The sequence below is a fragment of the Micromonospora sp. NPDC000663 genome, assembly GCF_042898105.1.
GTDB lineage: Bacteria > Actinomycetota > Actinomycetes > Mycobacteriales > Micromonosporaceae > Micromonospora.
In genome coordinates, this window is sequence record NZ_JBIAYR010000013.1 from 1 (window position 1) to 19,846 (window position 19,846).

Here is a 19,846-nt window from a genome sequence, read left to right on the forward strand (position 1 = left end):
CCCCGCCGCCTTGCGGGGCGGCGCCTCCCCCCCCGCCGCTTACTCGCGGCGGCACGTGGGTGCGCACACGCTGCCCTCCTGAGCCGAGAATCGACGGGGGGGGTGTCGCCCCCCCGGTGCGGGGGGGCCCGACTCGTTCTCACTTGCCGGTGACGATGCCCGGGTTGATGCAGAGCCCCGGGTTGGCGCCGTTCTTCTCGGCGATCTCCAGGCAGCGGGTCACCTTGTCGACCTTGGCGTTGGTCTCGGTGATCTGCTTGGAGATCTCGGCGTTCTTGCGGTCCTGCTCCAGGTTGCGGGTCTGGGCCAGCTTGTCCTGGAACGCCTTGATGTTGCCCTCGGTCTTGTCGTCGTGGTTCACCCGCGTGATCGTGACCGAGAGGATGTCCACGTCGGTGGCGAGCCGGGTCTCCGCGCTGGTCTTGATGTTCGCGGCGAACGGCTTCAGGTCGACGTTGAGGTCACCTGTCTGCGCGTCGATCTTCTCCAGCGGGTTGTACGCGGCGAACGCGTCGTTGACGGCGCTGTCGAGCTGCACACCCACCCGCTGGCCCCGGAAGCTGGTGAAGTCGCCCTTGTAGTCCATGAACTGCTTCGGCGCGTTCTCCGGCTTGACCTGCCACTCGACGAGCACCTCGACGCAGGCGTCGGCGAGGGTGCCGGTGCGCACCCGTACGCAGTTGTTGCCGCCGATGTGGTCGTACTTCTGGCGGCCGGCGTCCCACTCGCCGACCTTCTGCCAGGGGGCCACCCACTTCAGGCCCGAGCCGGTCACCTCGCCGGTGGGCTTGCCGAAGCTGGTGACGATGCCCACCGAGCGGATCGGCACCGAGTGGGCGCTGGAGGCGATGCCGACCACAAGGGTGAGGGCGAGAAAGCCGAGCGCCGCGAGGGCGGCCGCCCGCTTCAGCGGCCGGGCGGGGGCGACCAGGGCGACGACGGCGCTGACCGCCAGGGCGACGGCGAAGACGATCGCCATGGTGAAGCCGACGGGCATGGGGTGGGGACCTTCCGTTGGGCTGTGTGGATCATCAACCTAGGGGGTCACGTCAAATCGGCGGTGCGGGCCGGTGACCCCTCGTTGGCCCACTTACCGGCGGGCCGCCGCCGGTAAATTCCGCGCCGCCGCATCCGTCGCGCGTCGTTTCGGCGAACCCCTGGGTAGGAAACGTCTACCCGGGGGTACGTCTGTGTTGACCGATCCGATGCCGGCCGAGGCCGTGGAGACCGCGCACAAGCAGGTCCGCCTGGCGGCCGAGGACCTGGACGGCAGCCGTGTCGCCACGCTGGTGCTGGAGTTCGCCGACGTGTGGGGTGTGCCGGCGCTGTGGGAGCAGGTGTGCCGGCCGCTGCTGGTCCAGCTGTCGGGGCGTACCGCCGCCGAGATCGCCGTGGAACGCGCCCTGTGCGAGGGCGTCCGGGTCGGCCTGGACGTGTACCGCAGAGAGCCGGGCCGCTCGCTGCCCACCGGCGGGGTGCTGCTGGCCGGCGCCGAGAAGGAGGCGCACTCGCTCGGCCTGCACGCGCTCGCCGCGGCGCTGCGCGAGCGGGGGCGAGGCTGTCTGCACCTCGGCCCCGCGCTGCCCTGGTCGGCGTTGACGAGCGCCGTGCACCGGGCCGTGCCGCACACAGTCGTGCTCTGGTCGCAGACGCCGGTCACCGGCCGCGCGTACCGCCTGGTGCGGTTCGCGCGGGACTTCCCGCTCCTGCGGGTGTACGGCGCCGGGCCGGGCTGGATCGAGCCGCTCGCCGCGCCGGCCCGCCGACTGGGCACGCTCTCCGCTGCCGTCGAGGTCTGCCTCGACGGCACGCGTTCGCGCTGATCCCGACCGGGTCGCGCGCCCCCCAAACGTCGTTTCGGACGTGACGCCCGCCACATCAGATACGAACCCGTTCCGTATCGTTATTGGTCGTCGTAGTCTGATCGCCGTTACGAGTCTGACCCGTATCGTATTGCGGCGGGTGAAAACCGGGGGGAGAACCGGGCATGGAACTGCACGACAACACAGGACACCCGAGGAGGTGGGCGATCCTGGGGGTGCTGGTGATCAGCCTCCTCGTCGTCGTCCTGGACAACACGATCCTCAACGTCGCCCTGCGCACCCTGGCCGACCCGGTGCACGGGCTAGGTGCCAGCCAGGGCGAGCTGGAGTGGTCCATCAACTCCTACACGCTTGTCTTCGCCGGGCTGCTGTTCACCTTCGGAGTGCTCGGCGACCGCTCCGGCCGCAAGCGCTTCCTGATGATCGGTCTGGTGCTGTTCGGGCTGGCGTCGCTTCTCTCCGCGTACGCGCAGAGCCCGGCCCAGCTCATCGCGGCCCGCGCCCTGATGGGGGTCGGCGGCGCGGCCATCATGCCGGTGACGCTGTCGATCATCTCCAACGTCTTCGACCCGCGGGAGCGCGGTCGGGCCATCGGAGTCTGGGCCGGCGCGGTCGGCCTGGCCGTGGCGATCGGCCCGATCCTCGGCGGCGCGCTGCTGGAGCACTTCTGGTGGGGCTCGGTCTTCCTGATCAACGTGCCGGTGGTGGCCGCCGGCGTCGTCCTGGTGGCGCTGCTCGTCCCCGAGTCGCGTGACCCGCGGCCCGGGCGCGTGGACGTGCTCGGCGTCCTGCTCTCCGTGGTCGGCCTGGTCGCCCTGTCCTACGGCATCATCGACGGCGGCGAGCACGGCTTCGACCGCCCGGTGGCCTGGGGTTCGATAGTGGTCGGGCTCGCGGTGCTGGCCTGGTTCGTGCAGCACGAGCGCCGCAGCGACCACCCGTCGCTTGACGTCCGGCTGTTCAAGGTGCCCCGCTTCGCCGCGCCGGTCGCGATCGTCGGCCTCGTGTTCTTCGCCGCGATGGGCGTGATGTTCTTCAGCTCCTTCTACCTGCAACTCGTACGCGACTACAGCCCGCTCCAGACCGGCCTGCTCTTCCTGCCGTTCGCCGGCGCGCAACTGATCTTCGCGCCGCGCAGCGCCGCGATGGTCCGCCGCTACGGCGGTCGGGCCGTGGCCACCGTCGGCCTCGCGCTCACCGTGGTGGCGCTCGCCGCGTTCGCCTTCATCGGCGCGTCCACCCCGATCTGGATCGTGCTCGTCGTGTTCTTCATCCAGGGCGTCGGAATGGCGAACATCATGCCGCCCGCCACCGAGTCGATCATGTCGGCGCTGCCCCGGGAGAAGGCAGGCGTCGGCTCCGCGGTGAGCAACACCGTCCGCCAGGTCGCCGGCGCGCTCGGCGTGGCAGTTCTCGGCTCGGTGCTGTCCGCGGTCTACCGCGCCGACGTGAGCGACGCCTTGACCGGACTGCCCACCCAGGCGCAGGACGCGGCCAACGAGTCGATCTCCGGGGCGTACGCGGCGGCCGGGCAGCTCGGCCCGGCGGCGCCGACGCTGATCGCGGCGGCCAACGACGCCTTCGTCACCGCGATGCACTGGGCCGCGGGCCTCTCCGCGCTGGTCGCCGCGCTCGGAATGCTTGTGGTGCTGCGCTGGATGCCGGGTCGGGAGACCGCGACCGGCGCCGCGGTGACGCCCGTCGCCGAGCCCGAGTTGGCCGGCACGGCATAGGTTCGGGAACAATGTCGGACATGACGTCCACTGCTGATGCTCCGCGGTCGCCCGGGCGACCGCGGAGCGTCCGCGCCGACGAGGCGATCATCGAGGCGACCCTCGACCTGCTCGCCGAGGGCAGCACCATCGAGGCGCTGTCGATCGAGGCGATCGCCGCCCGCGCCGGGGTCGGCAAGGCCACCATCTACCGCCGCTGGGCCGGCAAGGAAGCGCTGCTGCTGGACGCGCTGCGACGCCTCAAGGGCGTCCTGGCGCAACCCGAGGGGCACTCCGTCCGGGACGACCTGATCCTGCTCGTCGGCGCCATCGGGAGGAACGTCGACCCGCGCGCGTCGAAGATCATGCCGTGCCTGGTGCCCGAGGTGAACCGCAGCCCGGACCACTTCCGGCTCTACCAGAGCATCATCGCCCCGCGCCGGCAGCTGATGCGCGAGGTGTTGCGGCGCGGCATCGACGAGGGTGTGATCCGCGCCGACATCGACGTCGAGGTGACCATGGCGCTGCTCACCGGGCCGATGCTGATCCAACGGGTGCTCCAGTGGAACCCGGAGCTGGACGAACAAACCCTGCCCGCGCAGGTCGTCGACACCGTCCTGGCGGGCATCCAGGCGCGTTGAGCGCCGCCGGTCAGGCGGCGGGGGTACGCAGCCGGTGCAGGCGCAGCGCCAACTGCACCTCCAGCGCCCGCTCCGGCCGCTGCCAGTCCGCGCCGAGCAGCTGACCGACCCGCTCCAACCGCTGGGTCACCGTGTTGACGTGCACGTGCAGCTGCTCGGCGGCCCGGGCCAGGCTCCCACCCACACCGAAGTACGCCTCCAACGTCTTCACCAGCGCCGTACCCCGCCGGGCGTCGTAGTCGACCACCGGACCGACTGTGGCGCGCAGGAACTGCGTCACGTCCGTCTCGCCCCGGTCACCCACCGTGCCCAGCAGCAGCCCGACGAAGCCCAGCTCCGCCGTGCTCGCCCCCTGGCCCGCCCGACCCAGCGCGCCCAGCGCGGTCAGGCACCGGTCCGCCTCCTGGAACGTCCCGGCCAGCGCCGTCGGCCCGGTGGCCGGGCCGCTCGCACCGGCGGTCACCGGGCGGCCGGTCACCCGGGACAGGTCCCGGGCCACCGCGCGGGCGCTGCCACCGGCGTCCCGACCCGGCAGCATCAGCACCACCCGACCGTCGCGCGCCGCCGCCAGACCACCACGCGCCGAGGCGTACGTGGTGGCCCAGGACAGCACCCGCTGCCGGGCCGAACCGGTCGCGGCGATCGCGTCGTCGCCCACCGCCACCAGCACGTGCGGGGCGTCCAGGTCCACACCCAGCCGACGGGCCCTGCTGCGCAGCGCGTCGGTGTCCCGCAACGGCCGGGCGATCAGGTCGTCGAGCAGCTCGCCACGGACCCGCCCCTCGGCCTCGGCCACGGTCCGCCGGAACAGCAGCAGCAGCGCGGTCACCAGCGCCGCCCGCTCCAGGATCCGCTGGTCGGCGTCGACCAGCTCGTCGTCGGGGTGCAGTACCAGCGCGCCCAGGTTCTCCGCGCCCGCCACCACCGCCGCGTACCAGAGCGGGCCGCGGCGCACACTGCGCCCTTCGGTCCGCGACGCGGCCACCGCCTCGACGATGTCCGTCCGGTCCGGCTCGTCGATCTCACCCACCCGGGCCAGCAGCCGCCCCTCGGCGTCCAACGCCAGCAGCGAGCCGCCGAGCACTTCGGTCACCGCGGCGGCCACGTCTTCCACCCCGCCGCCGCGCAGCACGAGCGCCGTCATCCGGTCGTGCGCCGCCGCGGCCCGCTCCACCGAACTGCTGTGCGCCCGGATGGTGGTGTTCGCCGCCGACAGCTCGGCCAGCGCCGACCGGGTCTCGGCCAGCAGCCGGGCCGTGTCGATCGCCACCGCGGCGTGCGCGGCGAGGGACACCAGCAGCGCCACCTCCTCCCTGGCGAACGGCCGGGCGGAGCGGTTGGCCGCGTAGAGCACCCCGATCGAGGTCGAACCGAGCCGCAACGGCACGCCGAGGATCGCCACCAGGCCCTCCTCGCCGACCCCCGCGTCGATCTCCCCGGTGTGGTGGAAGCGCTCGTCCTCGCCGTAGTTCGCCGTCACGTACGGGGCACCGGACTGGGCCACCAGACCACCGAGGCCCGCGCCCATCGGCAACCGCAGACGTTGGAAGCGGGCCGAGACCGACCCGTCGGTCACCCGCATGTACGTGTCGCCGCGCTCGTCGTCGTTGAGCGTCATGTAGGCCACGTCGGCACCGAGCAGGTTGCGCGCCCGGTGCACGATCGCCCGCAGTACGTCGTCCAGGTCACGCAGGCCGGCCAGGTCACTGACCGTGTCGTACAGCCCGGACAGCTCGGTCTCCCGGCGACGCCGGCGCTCCAGCAGCGCGCGGACCCGCAGCGCCACGGTCCTGGCCTGTTCCACCTCGGCCAGCCGCTCGGCCGGCAGGCCGGCGGCCCGCGCGGCCACCAGGGGTCCCTCGAACTCCACGGGTGCGGCCTCGCGGGCGAGCAGCTCCAGGAACTCCACCGACGACGACATGGTCAACATTGTGCTCGGGCGCACTAGTTCGCCGTCCAGCCCCCGTCGAGGGCGATCGACGCGCCGGTGATGAAGGCCGCCGGGGGCGAGCACAGGTACGCCAGCAGCTCCGCCACCTCCTCGGGCTCGATCAGCCGCTTGATCGCCGCGCGGGCCAGCATGATCTTCTCGATCACCTCGGACTCGTCGATGCCGTGACTGGCGGCCTGGTCGGCGATCTGGCTCTCCACAAGCGCCGTGCGCACGTACGCCGGGTTGATGCAGTTGGCCGTCACGCCGTGCGCGGCGCCCTCCAACGCCACCACCTTCGACAGCCCCTCCAGGGCGTGCTTGGCCGAGACGTAGGCCGCCTTGTACGGCGAGGCGCGCAGCCCGTGCACCGAGGAGATGTTGACGATCCGGCCCCAGCCGCGCGCGTACATGTGCGGCAGCGCCCGACGGATCAGCAGGAACGGCGCCTCGACCATCACCCGCTGGATGTACTCGAAGCGTTCGACGGGGAAGTCCTGAAGCGGGGCGACGTGCTGGAGCCCAGCGTTGTTGACCACGATGTCGACGTCCGCGTCGAGCCGATCCACCGCGGCGGCGTCGGCCAGGTCCACGCCCTCGGCCCGGCCGCCGACCTCGGCGGCCACCGCCTTTGCCGCCTCCAGGTTGCGGTCCACCACGAGCACCTGGGCTCCGGCCGCGCCCAGCCGCAGGGCGCACGCCCGCCCGATGCCGCTCCCGCCCCCGGTGACCAGGGCGGTACGACCGGCGAGGTCGACCTGTACGACGTGGGGGACCGCCACGGGTTCTGCCGTCATGGCGCAAGAAGTTACGAGCTGTGAGACCCCCGGCACATGGGCCGACGACACATACTCCGGTCCCAAGCTGTGTGGCCCACCCGCCCCTGCTGCCAGGACGCCGTTGCTCTCACCCCTATCCCGGCCCGCGTTCGCCCGTTCCCGGCCTGCGTTCGCCTCGCTCTCCGGCCCGCGGTCGCCTCGCTCCCCGGCCCGCGGTCGCCTCGCTCCCCGGCCCGCGGTCGCGCCGACTACCCCCTTTGCTCTGCACCCACGACGGCGACAGTGACGCTCCGCTATCGGTGCATATTGAGCTGCAGAGCAAAGGGGCGGGGTGAGAGGTATGGCCAGGGACGCCGCAGGTCGCACTCGATCCCGGATCTAATGGCTCCCTGACGCTTCGTGACCACCGCATCGTTGACAGCACCGGCTCCCGGTTCCTGAGGGCGGTGCTTGGCGCAAGATCCGCGCACTTTCAGGGTTAGTGCTGTCTCTCGCGCGTCGGAGGCAGCAACTTCGGGGATGTTGTGAGGATCTTGGCGCGGGGCGCGGGGCGCGGGGCGCGGGGCGCGGGGCGCGGGGCGCGGGGCGCGGGGCGCGGGGAGGGCGTGTCCCGTGGGGCTGGTGGGAAGGGCGCCGGTTAGGGTGTCGAACACACGTACTGCTGATGGTCGGGGAGGGGGCGGCGTGCGCGTTCTCGGTGTGGACCCGGGGTTGACCCGGTGTGGGGTGGGCGTGGTCGAGGGTGTTCCCGGCCGGCCCTGCACGCTTGTCGCCTACTACGTGGTCTACACCGATCCGGCCGACGACTTGGCGCTGCGCCTGCTGCACCTGGACCGCTCCCTTGCCAAACTGGTGGCCGAGCACCAGCCGGAGAGCGTCGCCGTGGAGCGGGTGTTCAGCCAGCACAACGTGCGCACCGTGATGGGCACCGCACAGGCCAGCGGCATCGCCGTGCTGGCCGGGGCGCGTGCCGGGCTGCCCGTGCAGACGTACACCCCGAGTGAGGTGAAGGCGGCGGTGACCGGCTCCGGTCAGGCCGACAAGGCGCAGATGACGGCGATGGTGACGCGGCTGCTGCGGCTGGACGAGCCGCCGAAGCCGGCCGACGCGGCCGACGCGCTCGCCCTGGCCATCTGCCACGTGTGGCGCGGCGGGACCCGCTCCAAGCTGGCCGCGGCGGCCGACCGGGTACGACGAGGAGGAACACGATGATCGCCAGCGTGCGCGGCACGGTGACCGCGACGGGACCGGACCTGGCCGTGATCGAGGTCGGCGGGGTCGGCCTGGCCGTGCACTGCGCCCCCGGCACGCTGGCCGAGCTGCGGGTCGGTCAGACCGCACGACTCGCCACCAGCCTGATCGTGCGGGAAGACTCACTGACCCTCTACGGGTTCGCGGACGACGACGCCAGGGCGCTGTTCGAGCTGTTGCAGACCGCCAGCGGGGTCGGCCCACGGCTGGCCCAGGCGGTGCTGGCCGTGCACACCCCCGACGCGGTCCGCAAGGCCATCGCCAACGCCGACACCGCCGCGTTGACCCGTGTGCCCGGGATCGGCAAGAAGGGCGCCGAGCGCCTCGTGCTGGAGCTGCGCGACCGGATCGGCCCGGTCTCGATCGGGCCGGACGGCGTGGGCGGGGTGACCGGCGGCGCCTGGCCCGACCAGGTCCGCCAGGCGCTCGTCGGCCTCGGCTGGACAGCCGGGCAGGCCGACCAGGCGGTGGCCGCCGTGGCGGAGACCATCGACGGTGCGACGCCGCCCGTACCGGTCCTGCTCAAGCAGGCCATCCGCCTGCTGGGCCGTACCCGATGAGCGAGACGGAGGGGCTCGTCTCGGCGTACGTCAGCGACGCCGACCGGGACGTGGAGGCCACGGTCCGGCCGAGGCGGCTGGCCGAGTTCATCGCCCAGGACCGGGTACGCGACCAGCTCGACCTGTTGTTGCAGGGCGCGATGCGGCGGGGCTCGCCACCGGATCACATCCTGCTGTCGGGTCCACCGGGCCTGGGCAAGACGAGTCTGGCCAACATCGTCGCCGCCGAGCTGGGCGCGGGCATCCGGGTGACGAGCGGTCCGGCGATCGAGCGGTCGGGTGACCTGGCGGCGATCCTGACCAGCCTCGCCGAGGGTGACGTGCTGTTCATCGACGAGATCCATCGGATCGCGCGTCCGGCGGAGGAACTGCTGTACAGCGCCATGGAGGACTTCCGGGTCGACGTGGTGGTCGGCAAGGGGCCCGGCGCGACAGCGATCCCGTTGGACGTGGAGCCGTTCACCCTGGTCGGGGCGACGACCCGTTCGGGTCTGTTGACCGGGCCGATGCGCGACCGGTTCGGCTTCGTCGCACACCTGGACTTCTACGCCCCCGCCGACCTGGAGACGCTGCTGCACCGTTCGGCCCGGATCCTGGGTGTGCCGATCACCGCCGACGGCGCGGCGGAGATCGCCGGCCGGTCCCGGGGCACGCCACGGATCGCGAACCGGCTGCTACGCCGGGTCCGCGACTACGCCGAGGTCCGGGCCGACGGCGTGGTCACCCTGGGCACCGCCCGCAAGGCGCTGACGGTGTACGACGTGGACGCGCTGGGCCTGGACCGACTGGACCGGGCGGTGTTGACCGCGCTCGTCGACTCGTTCCGGGGCGGGCCGGTGGGGTTGTCGACGCTCGCCGTGGCGGTGGGGGAGCAGCCGGACACCGTGGAGGAGGTCTGTGAGCCCTTCCTGGTGCGGGCCGGCCTGCTGGCGCGTACCCCTCGGGGTCGGGTGGCCACCGAGGCCGCCTGGCGGCATCTGGGCCGAACGCCCCCGAATGGTACATTTGGTGTAGAAGTCCCACCAGTGCCCGATCTGTTCTCGTTGGAGACCGATCAGCCGTGATGTGAACGTGATCTGTGCCGCATTCGGTGTTCTCAGGTGCAGGGATTAGACTTCGCCGCGGTCTGTACGGGACGTGAGAATCCGCCTCCGCTCCGGCACTCCCGTGCCGGGCAGGTGGCCAATGGGAAGGTCAGTAACTGTGCATTACCTAGCAGCGGGCGGCGGTGGGGCCGGCGGCTTCACGCCGATCCTGATGATCGCCCTGCTCTTCGGTGTCATGTACTTCATGATGATCCGCCCCCAGCAGAAGCGCCGCCGCGAGGCGGAGGCGATGCAGTCCGCGCTCGGCCCCGGCGACGAGGTCGTCACCATCGGTGGGCTCTACGGCACGGTCACGGGCGTCGAGGACGAGACCGTCCTGATCGAGGTCGCCCCCGGCGTGCAGACGCGCTACGCCCGGCCCGCCATCGCCCGGGTCGTCACCCGCGCTGAGCTGCCGAGCGAGCCGGTGACCGAGGACGCGGACACCGTCAAGGAGTGATTTTCCCTCCCGGGTGGTGCCCTCCGGCGTACGGCCGGGTCGAGCCCTCCTCGGGGTCGCCGCGCCCGACGGGGCAGCGGACGAGACGTGAAAACTGGATAGTTGGGTCGACGCCGGGCGTCGGCACGTTCCCGTGACCGTCGGCGTCCCGCGTCGGCCCGTCCGGCCATCGTGTCGGCACCTCGCCGGCTCAGGTCAGACCCGTCGGCCGGGGCCCCCGGCCCGACACTCGCCGCCGCCGCTCGCAGCGGCGCGACCGTACAGGGAGACAGGACAACCGTGGCACCACCTCAGGGACAGATGCGCCCCGGCCGGCAGCTCGCCGTGCTCGGGTTCATCTTCGTGGTCCTCTACCTTCTGGTGTTCTTCGCGGGCGGTGCCAGCGGCAGTTGGAAGGACCGGCTCGAGCCACGGCTCGGTCTGGACCTGATCGGCGGCACCCGGGTGACGCTGGAGGCGACCAACTCCGTCGACGGCAAGCCTCCGACGGCGGACAACCTCGAGGAGGCCCGGCAGATCATCGAGAGCCGGGTCAACGCGTTCGGCGTGGCCGAGGCCGAGGTGGTCACCGAGGGCAACCGGAACATCGTCATCTCCCTGCCCGGTGAGAACCGCAACCTCGACGACGTCGGCGAAGCGGCCGAGCTGCGCTTCCGCAAGGTGCTCAAGGCCGCCGACGGCAGTGGGGCGGCAGCGGCGCCACCGGCCGCCACGCCGACCCCGTCCGGCGCCGCGTCGCCGGCCCCGTCGGGCAGCGCCGCGCCGAAGGTGACCCCGTCGGGCAACGCGCCGAAGGCGACCGCGTCGCCCAGCGGCGGCCAGGGCGGGATGGCCCCGGCGTCGCCAAGCGTCGCGCCGACCCCGTCGGCATCCGCCCCGGCCTCGCCGAGTGCCGCCGCGCCGACGCCGAGCGCCAGCGCCGAGCCGGTGCCGGCCAGCATCGAGGAGCAGCGCAAGGCCGTCGAGCAGAAGGTGGGCGCCCCCGCGTGGCAGGCGGCCAATGGCCTGCAGGCCCCGGCCGACCTGACCGCCGACCCGTCGCTTGCCGACAAGCTCAAGCCGTTCGGCACGCTGTCGCCGCAGGAGGTGGCGGTGCTGCCGGCGCAGATGCAGTTCAACGTGCCGACGATCGGCTGCGCGCAGCTCGACCAGCGCCCCCCGGCGTCGATCTCCGACCCGAAGCAGCAGGTGGTGTCCTGCGAGGACGGCGCCTCGAAGTACCTGCTCGACCAGGCCAAGGTGCTGGGCACGGACGTGTCCGACGCCGACGCGGTGCTCGACCAGACCAACTCCTGGGTGGTCAGCCTCGACTTCACGGGCGACGGCCAGGGCAAGTGGACCGCGCTGACCCGTGAGGCGTTCAACAACGAGGGCCAGGCCTGCGACGCGACCGCGCTGGGCCAGGACGGCAAGTGCCGGGTGGCCGTCGTGCTGGACAACGAGATCGTCTCCTCCCCGGAGATCCAGGGTGTGCTGACCGGTAACTCCCAGATCACCGGCAACTTCACCCAGAAGGACGCGAGCGCGCTCGCCGGCCAGCTCCGCTACGGCGCGCTGCCGGTGACCTTCGAGCAGCAGGAGGCGCAGAACGTCACCGCCACGTTGGGCGCCAGCCACCTGCGGGCCGGTCTGCTCGCGGCCGGCATCGGCATGCTGCTGGTCATCATCTACGCGTTCTTCTACTACCGGCTGCTCGGTTCGGTGATCTTCCTGAGCCTGATCCTCTCGGCGCTGCTGGTCTTCGGGGCGCTCGTGGTGCTCGGCCGGCAGATCGGCTTCACGCTCACCCTCGCCGGCATCGCCGGCATGATCGTCTCGCTCGGTGTGGCGGCGGACTCGTTCGTCATCTACTTCGAACGGTTGAAGGACGAGATCCGCGAGGGGCGCAGCCCGCGTAGCGCGGTGCCCCGTGCCTGGATCCGCGCCCGCCGGACGATCATCTCGGCCAACGCGATCACCCTGCTCTCGGCGGTGGTGCTCTACGTGGTCTCGGTCGGCACGGTCAAGGGCTTCGCCTTCGCCCTGGGCCTGGCCACCGTGCTGGACCTCGTCGTGGTGTTCCTCTTCAGGCACCCGATCATGACGATGTTCGCCCGGACCCGGGCGTTCCTGTCCCCGCGGGTCAGCGGTCTGGGCCGGGCGCTCCCGGCCCGCACCCAGCAGACTCAGCCCCGCAACCCGCGCGCCAAGGAGGCCTGAGATGGCTGCTAACGGTCTGGCGAGCCGCCTCTACAACGGCGAGGCCGGTCTCAACATCGTCGGTAAGCGCAAGCTCTGGTTCGGCGTCACCGGTGTCCTGATCCTGATCGCGATCCTCAGCTTCGGGTTGCGCGGCTTCAGCCTCGGCATTGAGTTCGCCGGCGGCAACTCGTTCCAGGTGCCGGCAAGCGTCGGCACGCTTGACGACGCCGAGCGCGAGGTCAACTCGGCGCTCGCCGCCGAGAACACCGGCGTCGAGGTGGCCACCACGCAGAAGGTCGGCGGCCCGGGCGGCGACTCGTACGAGCTGCGTACGCCGCAGCTCAGCGCCGATCAGGCCACCGCGGTCAAGGCCCAGATCGCCCAGGACCTCGGCATCAACGTCGACGAGATCAGCAGCAACCAGGTCAGTGAGGCGTGGGGCAGCCAGGTCACCGAGCGGGCCGTGCTGGGTCTGGTCATCTTCATCGCGCTGGTGATGGTCTACCTGATCCTGCGCTTCGAGTGGCGGATGGCCGTGGCAGCCGTCGCCTCGCTGATCACCAACCTGATCCTCACCGCCGGCATCTACTCGCTTGTCGGCTTCGAGGTCACGCCGTCGACGATCATCGGTTTCCTCACGATCCTGGGCTTCGCGCTCTACGACGTGGTGGTGGTCTTCGACAAGGTGCAGGAGAACACCAGGGGCATCACCGCCAACAACAACCAGACGTACGGCGAGGCGGCCAACCTGGCCGTCAACCAGAGCCTCATGCGGTCGCTGAACACGTCAGTGGTGGCGCTGCTGCCCGTCGGTGGTCTGCTCTTCATCGGCGCCGGCCTGCTCGGCGCGGGCACGCTGAAGGACCTCGGCCTGGTGCTGTTCGTCGGTATGGCGGTGGCGTTCCTGACCTCCATCCTGGTGGCGACGCCGCTGCTGGCGCTGCTGAAGAACTACGACCCGCGGATCCAGGCGCACAACAAGCGGGTGCTGGCCCGCCGGGGCGCGTTGGCCCGCGGTGAGGTCACGCCGAAGGGCGCACCGAGCCCGACCCAGTCCGACGGCACCGCCGCCGAGCCCGACCCGGACGCGGCCGCGCTGGCCGGCGCCGCGCCGAAGGTGGGCGCGCGGCCGGCGGGCAAGCGGCCGACCGGCGCCCGGGGCGGTCGCCCCGGTGGCGGCGGCAACCGTCCGGGTGGCGCCAAGAGGCGCTGACCGTCCCCGGGGCCGCCCCGGGAGGAAACGCCCGAACGGCGTCCGGCATGCTGTGCGAGCAGCATCGCCGGACGCCGTCGTCGTCGGAAGGGAACGGAACAGTCGTGACGGAGACCCACAGCACCGCCGCGCGCGGGGACAGCGGCCCGGAGACCGCCCGGCTGGTCGCCAGCCGGGTGCTGGACGTACCCGACTTTCCCCAGCCCGGCGTCCTGTTCAAGGACCTGATGCCGTTGTTCGCCGACGGGAAGGCGTTCCGCGAGGTGGTCGACGGGATCGTCGGCTATCACGGGCGGGACGGCTTCGACGTCGTGGTCGGCATCGAGGCGCGCGGGTTCGTCGTCGCGGCGGCTGTCGCGTACGCGGCAGGGGTGGGTGTGGTGCCGGTGCGCAAGGCCGGCAAGCTGCCCCGCGTGGCGCACTCGGTCTCCTACGCCCTGGAGTACGGCGAGGCGACCCTCGAGGTGCACGAGGACGCGTTCACCGCCGGGCACCGCGTGCTCGTGGTCGACGACGTGCTGGCCACCGGCGGCACCGCCGAGGCGACGCTGGATCTGGTCGAGCGGGCCGGCGGTACGGTCACCGGTTTCACGGTGCTCTTGGAACTCGCCTTCCTGGGCGGCCGGGAGCGGCTGGCTCCGCGTCCCGTCCATGCCCTGCTGACCGTTTGAGCCCGAGCCTGGTGGTCGGGCCGGGCGTCGACCGTCCGGCGGAGCGGCAGGGGACCGTCCGTGCGGGTAGCATTGCCCTTTGCTGACGCCGGCGGTACCCCGTCCGGCGGCACGAGACCAGGCCGGCCGGTGTTCGGCCGGTGTGTTTCCGGCGAGCGGTGAGGAGGCCGGTGTCCCACGATGTCGTCCCTCCGGTGGAGGGCACGGTGCATCCGACAGGCGACGCTGACGGCTCGGTGACCGAGCGGACGGGTGACACGCCGGCCCGGGTGACGGGCAACGGCAACGGCAGAGCCCCGGGCGAGAGCGCGGTGCTCCCGGCCACCGCTCCGCAGGCGGCGGAGGCGGGCGCCGACGGGGTCGTCGTCCCGTTCCCGACCGACGCCGGTGTCGACCCGTCCCCGAGCGGCGGCTTCGGGCTGTCCAACGCGCCCACCGGCCGCCGGGTCCGCGCCCGGCTGGCCCGGTTCAACGCGCCATGGCAGACCTCGCAGGTCAGCGAGGTCCTGGAGCCGCTCATCGCGAGCCATCGGGAGAACCACCCGAAGGCCGACGCGCGGCTGCTCCAGCGCGCCTTCGACACGGCCGCGCGGTGGCACTCCGGGCAGTACCGCAAGTCCGGTGACCCGTACATCACGCACCCCCTCGCCGTGGCGACCATCCTGGGCAACCTGGGCATGGACACCACCACGCTCGTCGCCGCGCTGCTGCACGACACCATCGAGGACACCGAGTACACGCTGGATGCGATGCGCGCCGACTTCGGCGGCGAGGTCGCCCTGCTCGTCGACGGCGTCACCAAGCTCGACAAGGTCAAGCTGGGCGACGCGGCGAAGGCCGAGACGATCCGCAAGATGGTCGTGGCGATGGCCAAGGACCCGCGGGTGCTGGTGATCAAGCTGGCGGACCGGCTGCACAACATGCGCACCCTGACCTTCCTGCCCCGCCCCAAGCAGGAGCAGAAGGCCAAGGAGACGCTGGAGATCCTGGCACCGCTCGCGCACCGGCTCGGTATGAACACGATCAAGTGGGAGCTGGAGGATCTCGCCTTCGGCACCCTGTTCCCGAAGCGCTACGAGGAGATCAACCGGCTGATCGGGGAACACCAGCCGCAGCGGGAGTCGCTGCTGCGCCAGGTCACCCAGAAGGTCGGCACCGACCTCAAGGCCGCCAAGATCAAGGCGGAGACGACAGGACGGCCGAAGCACCTCTACTCGATCTACCAGAAGATGATCGTGCGGGGTCGCGACTTCAACGACATCTACGACCTGGTGGGTGTGCGGATCCTGGTCGACACGGTGCGCGACTGCTACGCGGCGCTGGGAGTCATCCACGCCAACTGGCAGCCGGTGCCGGGCCGCTTCAAGGACTACATCGCGATGCCCAAGTTCAACATGTACCAGTCGTTGCACACGACTGTCATCGGGCCCACCGGCAAGCCGGTGGAGATGCAGATCCGCACGTACGCGATGCACCGCACCGCGGAGTTCGGCATCGCCGCGCACTGGAAGTACAAGGAGCACAAGGGCACCCAGATCGTCGGCCCGCCGGCGCACATCGACGAGATGACCTGGCTGCGGCAGCTGCTGGACTGGCAGCGCGAGGCGGCCGACCCGAGCGAGTTCCTGGACGCGCTGCGCTTCGACCTGTCCAGCCAGGAGGTGTACGTCTTCACCCCCAAGGGTGACGTCATCCCGCTGCCGACCGGGTCGACGCCCGTGGACTTCGCGTACGCGGTGCACACCGAGGTGGGGCACAAGTGCATCGGGGCGCGGGTCAACGGCAAGCTGGTGCCGCTGGAATCGACGCTGTCAAACGGCGACGTGATCGAGATCTTCACGTCGAAGTCCGAGACGGCCGGCCCGACGCAGGACTGGCTGGGTTTCGTCAAGAGCCCCCGTGCCCGCACGAAGATCCGCCAGTACTTCAACAAGGAGCGCCGCGAGGAGGCGATCGAGGCCGGCAAGGACGCGATCGTCAAGGCGATGCGCAAGCAGGGCATGCCGTTGCAGCGGATGCTCACCTCCGACGCGCTGATGTCGATCGCCCGGGACCTGCACCTGGCCGACGTGGCGTCGCTGTACGCGGCGGTCGGCGACAGCCAGGTCTCCGCCCAGTCGGTCGTTCAGAAGCTGATGGCCGCGTACGGCGGCGAGGAGGGCGCGGCGGAGGACATCGCCGAGACCGCCGTCGCCACCCGGCCGCCGCGCAGCCGGCAGAGCAGCAGCGACCCCGGTGTCGTGGTCCGGGGCGTCAGCGACGTCTGGATCAAGCTGGCCCGCTGCTGCACGCCGGTCCCACCGGACTCGGTGTTCGGCTTCGTCACCCGCTCCGGCGGGGTGAGCGTGCACCGCGACGACTGCGCCAACGCCGAGGACCTGCGGGCGCAGGCCGAGCGGGTCGTCGAGGTGAGCTGGAAGCTCACGTCCGCCTCGACGTTCCTGGTCGCCATCCAGGTCGAGGCCCTGGACCGGCACAAGCTGTTGGCCGACGTCACCCGGGTGCTCTCCGACGAGCGGGTCAACATCCTCTCCGCCACCGTCACCACCACCCGCGACCGGGTGGCGGTGAGCCGGTTCAGCTTCGAGATGGCCGACCCGAAGCACCTGGGCCACCTGTTGGCCACGGTCCGCAAGGTCGACGGCGTGTTCGACGCGTACCGGGTCACCTCGGGCGCCTGAGGCGTACCCCGGACACGACAGCGCCCGCCGGCTCAGCCGGCGGGCGCTTCGTCGTCTGCGCTGGTGTCAGCCCTGCGGCGGGCCCATGGTGAGGTCGGTGATGACGACCTCCTTCTTCGGGTGTCCACCACCGGCCTGCTGGGCGAACGCCCCGTCGTCACCGGCCTTGGCCACGTCCTTGACGAGGTCCATGCCGCCGGTGACGGTGCCCAGCACCGTGTACGCCGGGTCCAACGGCGAGTCGCCGTAGACGATGAAGAACTGGCTGCCGGTGCTGCCCGGCTGCCCGGAGTTGGCCATCGCGATGACACCCTCCGGGTACGGCGGGCGCTTGTCGGTGGGCAGGTTCTCCTCCGGCAGCCGGAAGCTCGGGCCGCCCGTGCCGTCGGTGTCCCGCCAACCCTTGCCGGTGGCGCTCGGGTCACCGCACTGGAGCACCTTGATGCCCTCGGTCACCAGGCGGTGGCACTTGGAGTTGTCGAAGAAGTTCTTGTCCGCGAGGAGCGTGAACGCCCCCGCCGTGCACGGCACCAACGACCTGTCGACCTTGGCCGTGATCGGGCCGAGGTTCGTGGTGATCGTCATGGTCTGCACACCCTTGGCGGACTGCTGGTTGCTCGGCAGCCCGACATCCTTGATCTGCGGGGACCGCTGGTCGGCCGGCAGCTCGTTGTAGACGCACTCGGCCGCGCCGGCCGCCGGTGCGGCGGTGTCGGTCTTGTCGTCGTCGCCGCCGAGGGTGGTCGCGAGCCAGACGGTGCCGGCGACCACGAGCACCAGCACGGCGGCCGCGCTGACGATCGCCTGCGTCTGGCGGCGCTTGCGGGCCTTGCCCGCCCGCTCGGCCATCTCCTTCTCGAGTCGGGCGCGTGCCGCCGCGCGCTGCCGCTCTCTGGTGGACGTCACGCCTGGATCCTCCTGGCTGTCTGTTTCCGGGTGCCGCTCGGGTGGGTGGTGCGAGGGGTCAGCCGGCGCTCGGGCTGCTGGCCGGGGCGCCGGACGGCGACGCTGCCGCGCCGGTGGCCGGCTCGCCGACCGTGAGGCTCTGGATCACCACATCGGTCTTGGGCTTGACCTTCGCCCCGGTCCCATTGTCCACGGTCGGCAGGGCGCCGATTTTCTCGACCACGTCCAGACCGCCGGTGACCTTGCCGACCACCGGGTACTTGGGGTCGGTGGTGGTGAAGTCCTTGAAGAAGATCAGGAACTGGCTGCCGTTGCTGCCCGGCGGGTTGGAGATCATCGCCACGGTCCCCTTGGGGTACGTGGGCGGCTGGCCGGGCGCCGGGCTGGTCGACGGGGACGCCGACGGCACGGTCGGCACCTCCTCGTCGTAGAACGAGTAGGTGGGCCCGCCCAGGCCGGTGCCGCTGGGGTCGCCGCAGCGCAGCGCCCCCTCGGCGGTGATCTCGTGGCACTTGGTGTTGTCGTAGAACGACCGGCTCGCCAGGTGGGCGATGCTCGCCGCCGCGCACGGCGAGTTGGCGAGGTTCAGCTCGGCGGTGATGGGCGCGCCCTGGTTGGTGGTCACGGTCATCGCCCGGGTGCCGGCGGTCGGCAGGCCCTTGGTCTCCGGCGTGCCGACGTCCTTGAGGTTGGTGTTGGCCGTCGCGTCCTGCGGCGTCCAGAGGCAGGTGTCCTCCGCGGCCGTGTTCTGCTTCGGGTCGGAGTCGAACGCCCCCAGCGCCCACGCCGAGCCGGCCACGATCAGCACGAGGACCAGCGCGGCACCGACACCGGCCTGGATCTGCCGACGCCGCCGCGTGGCGGCTGCCCGGCGGGCCAACTGTCGGTCGAGCTTGGCACGCGCCAGTTTGCGCTGCCGGTCCCTGCTGGAAGCCACAGGTGCTCCCCTCTCCTTCGCCAGGTCGTCGCCGGCGGCCGGGCGTCCCGGCCCGTCCGGGCGTCACGTGTGCCGCGCCACACGCCCGCCAGAGTGTACGGCTAGCGACTGGGAATGTGGTGTACGAGGTCCACCCCTGCGCGAGCAGCGTTTATCGGGCGATGTCACTGTGCTGGACGGGGTGGGCGGGACGGACGCGACAAACCGGTTCGCCCGGCCGGATAGGCTGCTGGGCAGGACGACAGTTCGACGGAAGGACAGCGCCCGTGCTCGTGGCCGGCTTTCCCGCCGACGCCTTCGGCACCAACTGCTACGTGGTGGCGACCGCGCCGGGGGAGCAGTGCGTGGTGGTCGACCCCGGCATCGGGGTGCTCGACCAGCTCGACGCGTTGCTCGCCGAGCACCGCCTGCATCCCGCCGCCGTGCTGCTGACCCACGGCCACCTCGACCACACGTTCTCGGTCGCGCCGGTTTGTGGCGCGCGCGGCATCACCGCGTACGTGCACCCCGGCGACCGGGAGATGCTGGCCGACCCCGCCAAGGGCCTGTCCACCGACCTGACGTCACTCTTCGGCGGCCGGTTGAGTTACACCGAGCCGGAGGACGTGGCGGAGCTGACCGACGGCGCCACGCTGACGCTGGCCGGGCTGGAGATCGCCGTCGACCACGCACCGGGCCATACCGGCGGGTCGGTGCTGTTCCGGCTGCCCGGCGCGGGCTCGGGCTGGGAGGCGGACGAGATCTGCCTCTCCGGCGACGTGCTCTTCGCCGGTTGGATAGGCCGCACCGACCTGCCGGGCGGCAGCATGCCGGCCATGCTCACCAGCCTGCGCGACAAGATCCTCCCGCTGGCCGACGACACAGTCGTCCTGCCCGGCCACGGCCCGAGCACCACTATCGGCCGCGAGCGCGCCAGCAACCCGTACCTCGTCGAGGTGGCCGGCACGTCGCCGGCCGCGCCCACCCGGGGCCTCTAGTTCTTCGTCCGCGCCGCGCGCGGACCCACGACATCACCG

Annotated in this window: 17 protein-coding genes; 12 read left to right on the top strand and 5 right to left on the bottom strand. The window is 71.6% G+C overall.

All coding sequences use genetic code 11. From position 1 onward, the window contains the following. Positions 1-139: 139 nt before the first annotated feature. Positions 140-997 (bottom strand): SPFH domain-containing protein, encoded by an 858-nt coding sequence (locus ACFY1S_RS26930; protein ID WP_387123384.1) that lies wholly within the window; start codon positions 995-997, stop codon positions 140-142. Positions 998-1,190: 193 nt separating this feature from the next. Between ACFY1S_RS26930 and ACFY1S_RS26935 the strand changes: the two genes are divergently transcribed. The 3 genes from ACFY1S_RS26935 (at position 1,191) to ACFY1S_RS26945 (ending at position 4,176) form a co-directional block, all read left to right on the top strand. Next, positions 1,191-1,823, top strand: a complete 633-nt coding sequence (locus ACFY1S_RS26935) for a transcriptional regulator (RefSeq protein WP_387123386.1) — start codon at positions 1,191-1,193, stop codon at positions 1,821-1,823. A 164-nt stretch (positions 1,824-1,987) separates the two neighbouring features. Further along, a complete protein-coding gene (locus tag ACFY1S_RS26940; protein WP_387123388.1) occupies positions 1,988-3,556 on the top strand; it encodes an MFS transporter in 1,569 nt (522 codons plus the stop codon). Between the two features lie 11 nt (positions 3,557-3,567). After that, positions 3,568-4,176: a TetR/AcrR family transcriptional regulator gene (locus ACFY1S_RS26945; protein ID WP_387123390.1), complete on the top strand. Its 609-nt coding sequence runs from the start codon at positions 3,568-3,570 to the stop codon at positions 4,174-4,176. A gap of 10 nt (positions 4,177-4,186) precedes the next feature. On the opposite strand, the gene ACFY1S_RS26950 is transcribed toward ACFY1S_RS26945, so the two are convergent. Both ACFY1S_RS26950 and ACFY1S_RS26955 read right to left on the bottom strand, forming a co-directional pair. Continuing rightward, positions 4,187-6,106, bottom strand: a complete 1,920-nt coding sequence (locus ACFY1S_RS26950) for a helix-turn-helix domain-containing protein (protein ID WP_387123571.1) — start codon at positions 6,104-6,106, stop codon at positions 4,187-4,189. Between the two features lie 14 nt (positions 6,107-6,120). Beyond that, positions 6,121-6,903, bottom strand: coding sequence for a 3-hydroxybutyrate dehydrogenase (locus ACFY1S_RS26955; protein WP_387123392.1), 783 nt, complete (start codon positions 6,901-6,903; stop codon positions 6,121-6,123). A 666-nt stretch (positions 6,904-7,569) separates the two neighbouring features. Between ACFY1S_RS26955 and ruvC the strand changes: the two genes are divergently transcribed. The 8 genes from ruvC to ACFY1S_RS26995 all read left to right on the top strand — a co-directional run bounded on the left by ruvC (position 7,570) and on the right by ACFY1S_RS26995 (position 16,987). Continuing rightward, complete coding sequence (gene ruvC, locus ACFY1S_RS26960) at positions 7,570-8,097, top strand: crossover junction endodeoxyribonuclease RuvC (RefSeq protein WP_387123394.1); 528 nt, start codon at positions 7,570-7,572, stop codon at positions 8,095-8,097. Further along, the gene (gene ruvA / locus ACFY1S_RS26965; RefSeq protein WP_387123396.1) at positions 8,094-8,696 is read left to right on the top strand and encodes a Holliday junction branch migration protein RuvA; all 603 of its coding nucleotides are present in this window, start codon (positions 8,094-8,096) and stop codon (positions 8,694-8,696) included. The genes ruvC and ruvA overlap by 4 nt, the downstream gene beginning before the upstream one ends. Continuing rightward, positions 8,693-9,760 carry a Holliday junction branch migration DNA helicase RuvB gene (ruvB, locus tag ACFY1S_RS26970; RefSeq protein WP_364371205.1) on the top strand — a complete coding sequence of 356 codons (1,068 nt, stop codon included), beginning with the start codon at positions 8,693-8,695 and terminating at the stop codon, positions 9,758-9,760. Before ruvA ends, ruvB begins: the two co-directional genes overlap by 4 nt. 121 nt (positions 9,761-9,881) lie before the next feature. Further along, positions 9,882-10,241: a preprotein translocase subunit YajC gene (yajC, locus tag ACFY1S_RS26975; protein WP_387123399.1), complete on the top strand. Its 360-nt coding sequence runs from the start codon at positions 9,882-9,884 to the stop codon at positions 10,239-10,241. 279 nt (positions 10,242-10,520) lie between these two features. Then, the gene (gene secD, locus ACFY1S_RS26980) at positions 10,521-12,440 is read left to right on the top strand and encodes a protein translocase subunit SecD (RefSeq protein WP_387123401.1); all 1,920 of its coding nucleotides are present in this window, start codon (positions 10,521-10,523) and stop codon (positions 12,438-12,440) included. Position 12,441: 1 nt separating this feature from the next. Further along, entirely contained in the window at positions 12,442-13,635 is a 1,194-nt protein-coding gene (gene secF, locus ACFY1S_RS26985) for a protein translocase subunit SecF (RefSeq protein ID WP_387123403.1), read from the top strand. Positions 13,636-13,739: 104 nt separating this feature from the next. Next, on the top strand, positions 13,740-14,306 hold the full coding sequence (locus tag ACFY1S_RS26990; protein WP_387123405.1) for an adenine phosphoribosyltransferase: 567 nt from the start codon (positions 13,740-13,742) through the stop codon (positions 14,304-14,306). A 170-nt stretch (positions 14,307-14,476) separates the two neighbouring features. Next, on the top strand, positions 14,477-16,987 hold the full coding sequence (locus tag ACFY1S_RS26995) for a RelA/SpoT family protein (protein WP_387123407.1): 2,511 nt from the start codon (positions 14,477-14,479) through the stop codon (positions 16,985-16,987). A gap of 66 nt (positions 16,988-17,053) precedes the next feature. Here the strand turns inward: ACFY1S_RS26995 and ACFY1S_RS27000 are convergent, their stop codons facing one another. Together ACFY1S_RS27000 and ACFY1S_RS27005 are read right to left on the bottom strand one after the other, a co-directional pair. Then, positions 17,054-17,893 carry a peptidylprolyl isomerase gene (locus tag ACFY1S_RS27000; RefSeq protein WP_364371190.1) on the bottom strand — a complete coding sequence of 280 codons (840 nt, stop codon included), beginning with the start codon at positions 17,891-17,893 and terminating at the stop codon, positions 17,054-17,056. A gap of 58 nt (positions 17,894-17,951) precedes the next feature. Then, a complete protein-coding gene (locus ACFY1S_RS27005; protein WP_387123410.1) occupies positions 17,952-18,830 on the bottom strand; it encodes a peptidylprolyl isomerase in 879 nt (292 codons plus the stop codon). A 266-nt stretch (positions 18,831-19,096) separates the two neighbouring features. Between ACFY1S_RS27005 and ACFY1S_RS27010 the strand changes: the two genes are divergently transcribed. After that, positions 19,097-19,807 (top strand): MBL fold metallo-hydrolase, encoded by a 711-nt coding sequence (locus tag ACFY1S_RS27010; RefSeq protein ID WP_387123412.1) that lies wholly within the window; start codon positions 19,097-19,099, stop codon positions 19,805-19,807. The last annotated feature ends 39 nt before the right edge of the window (positions 19,808-19,846 follow it).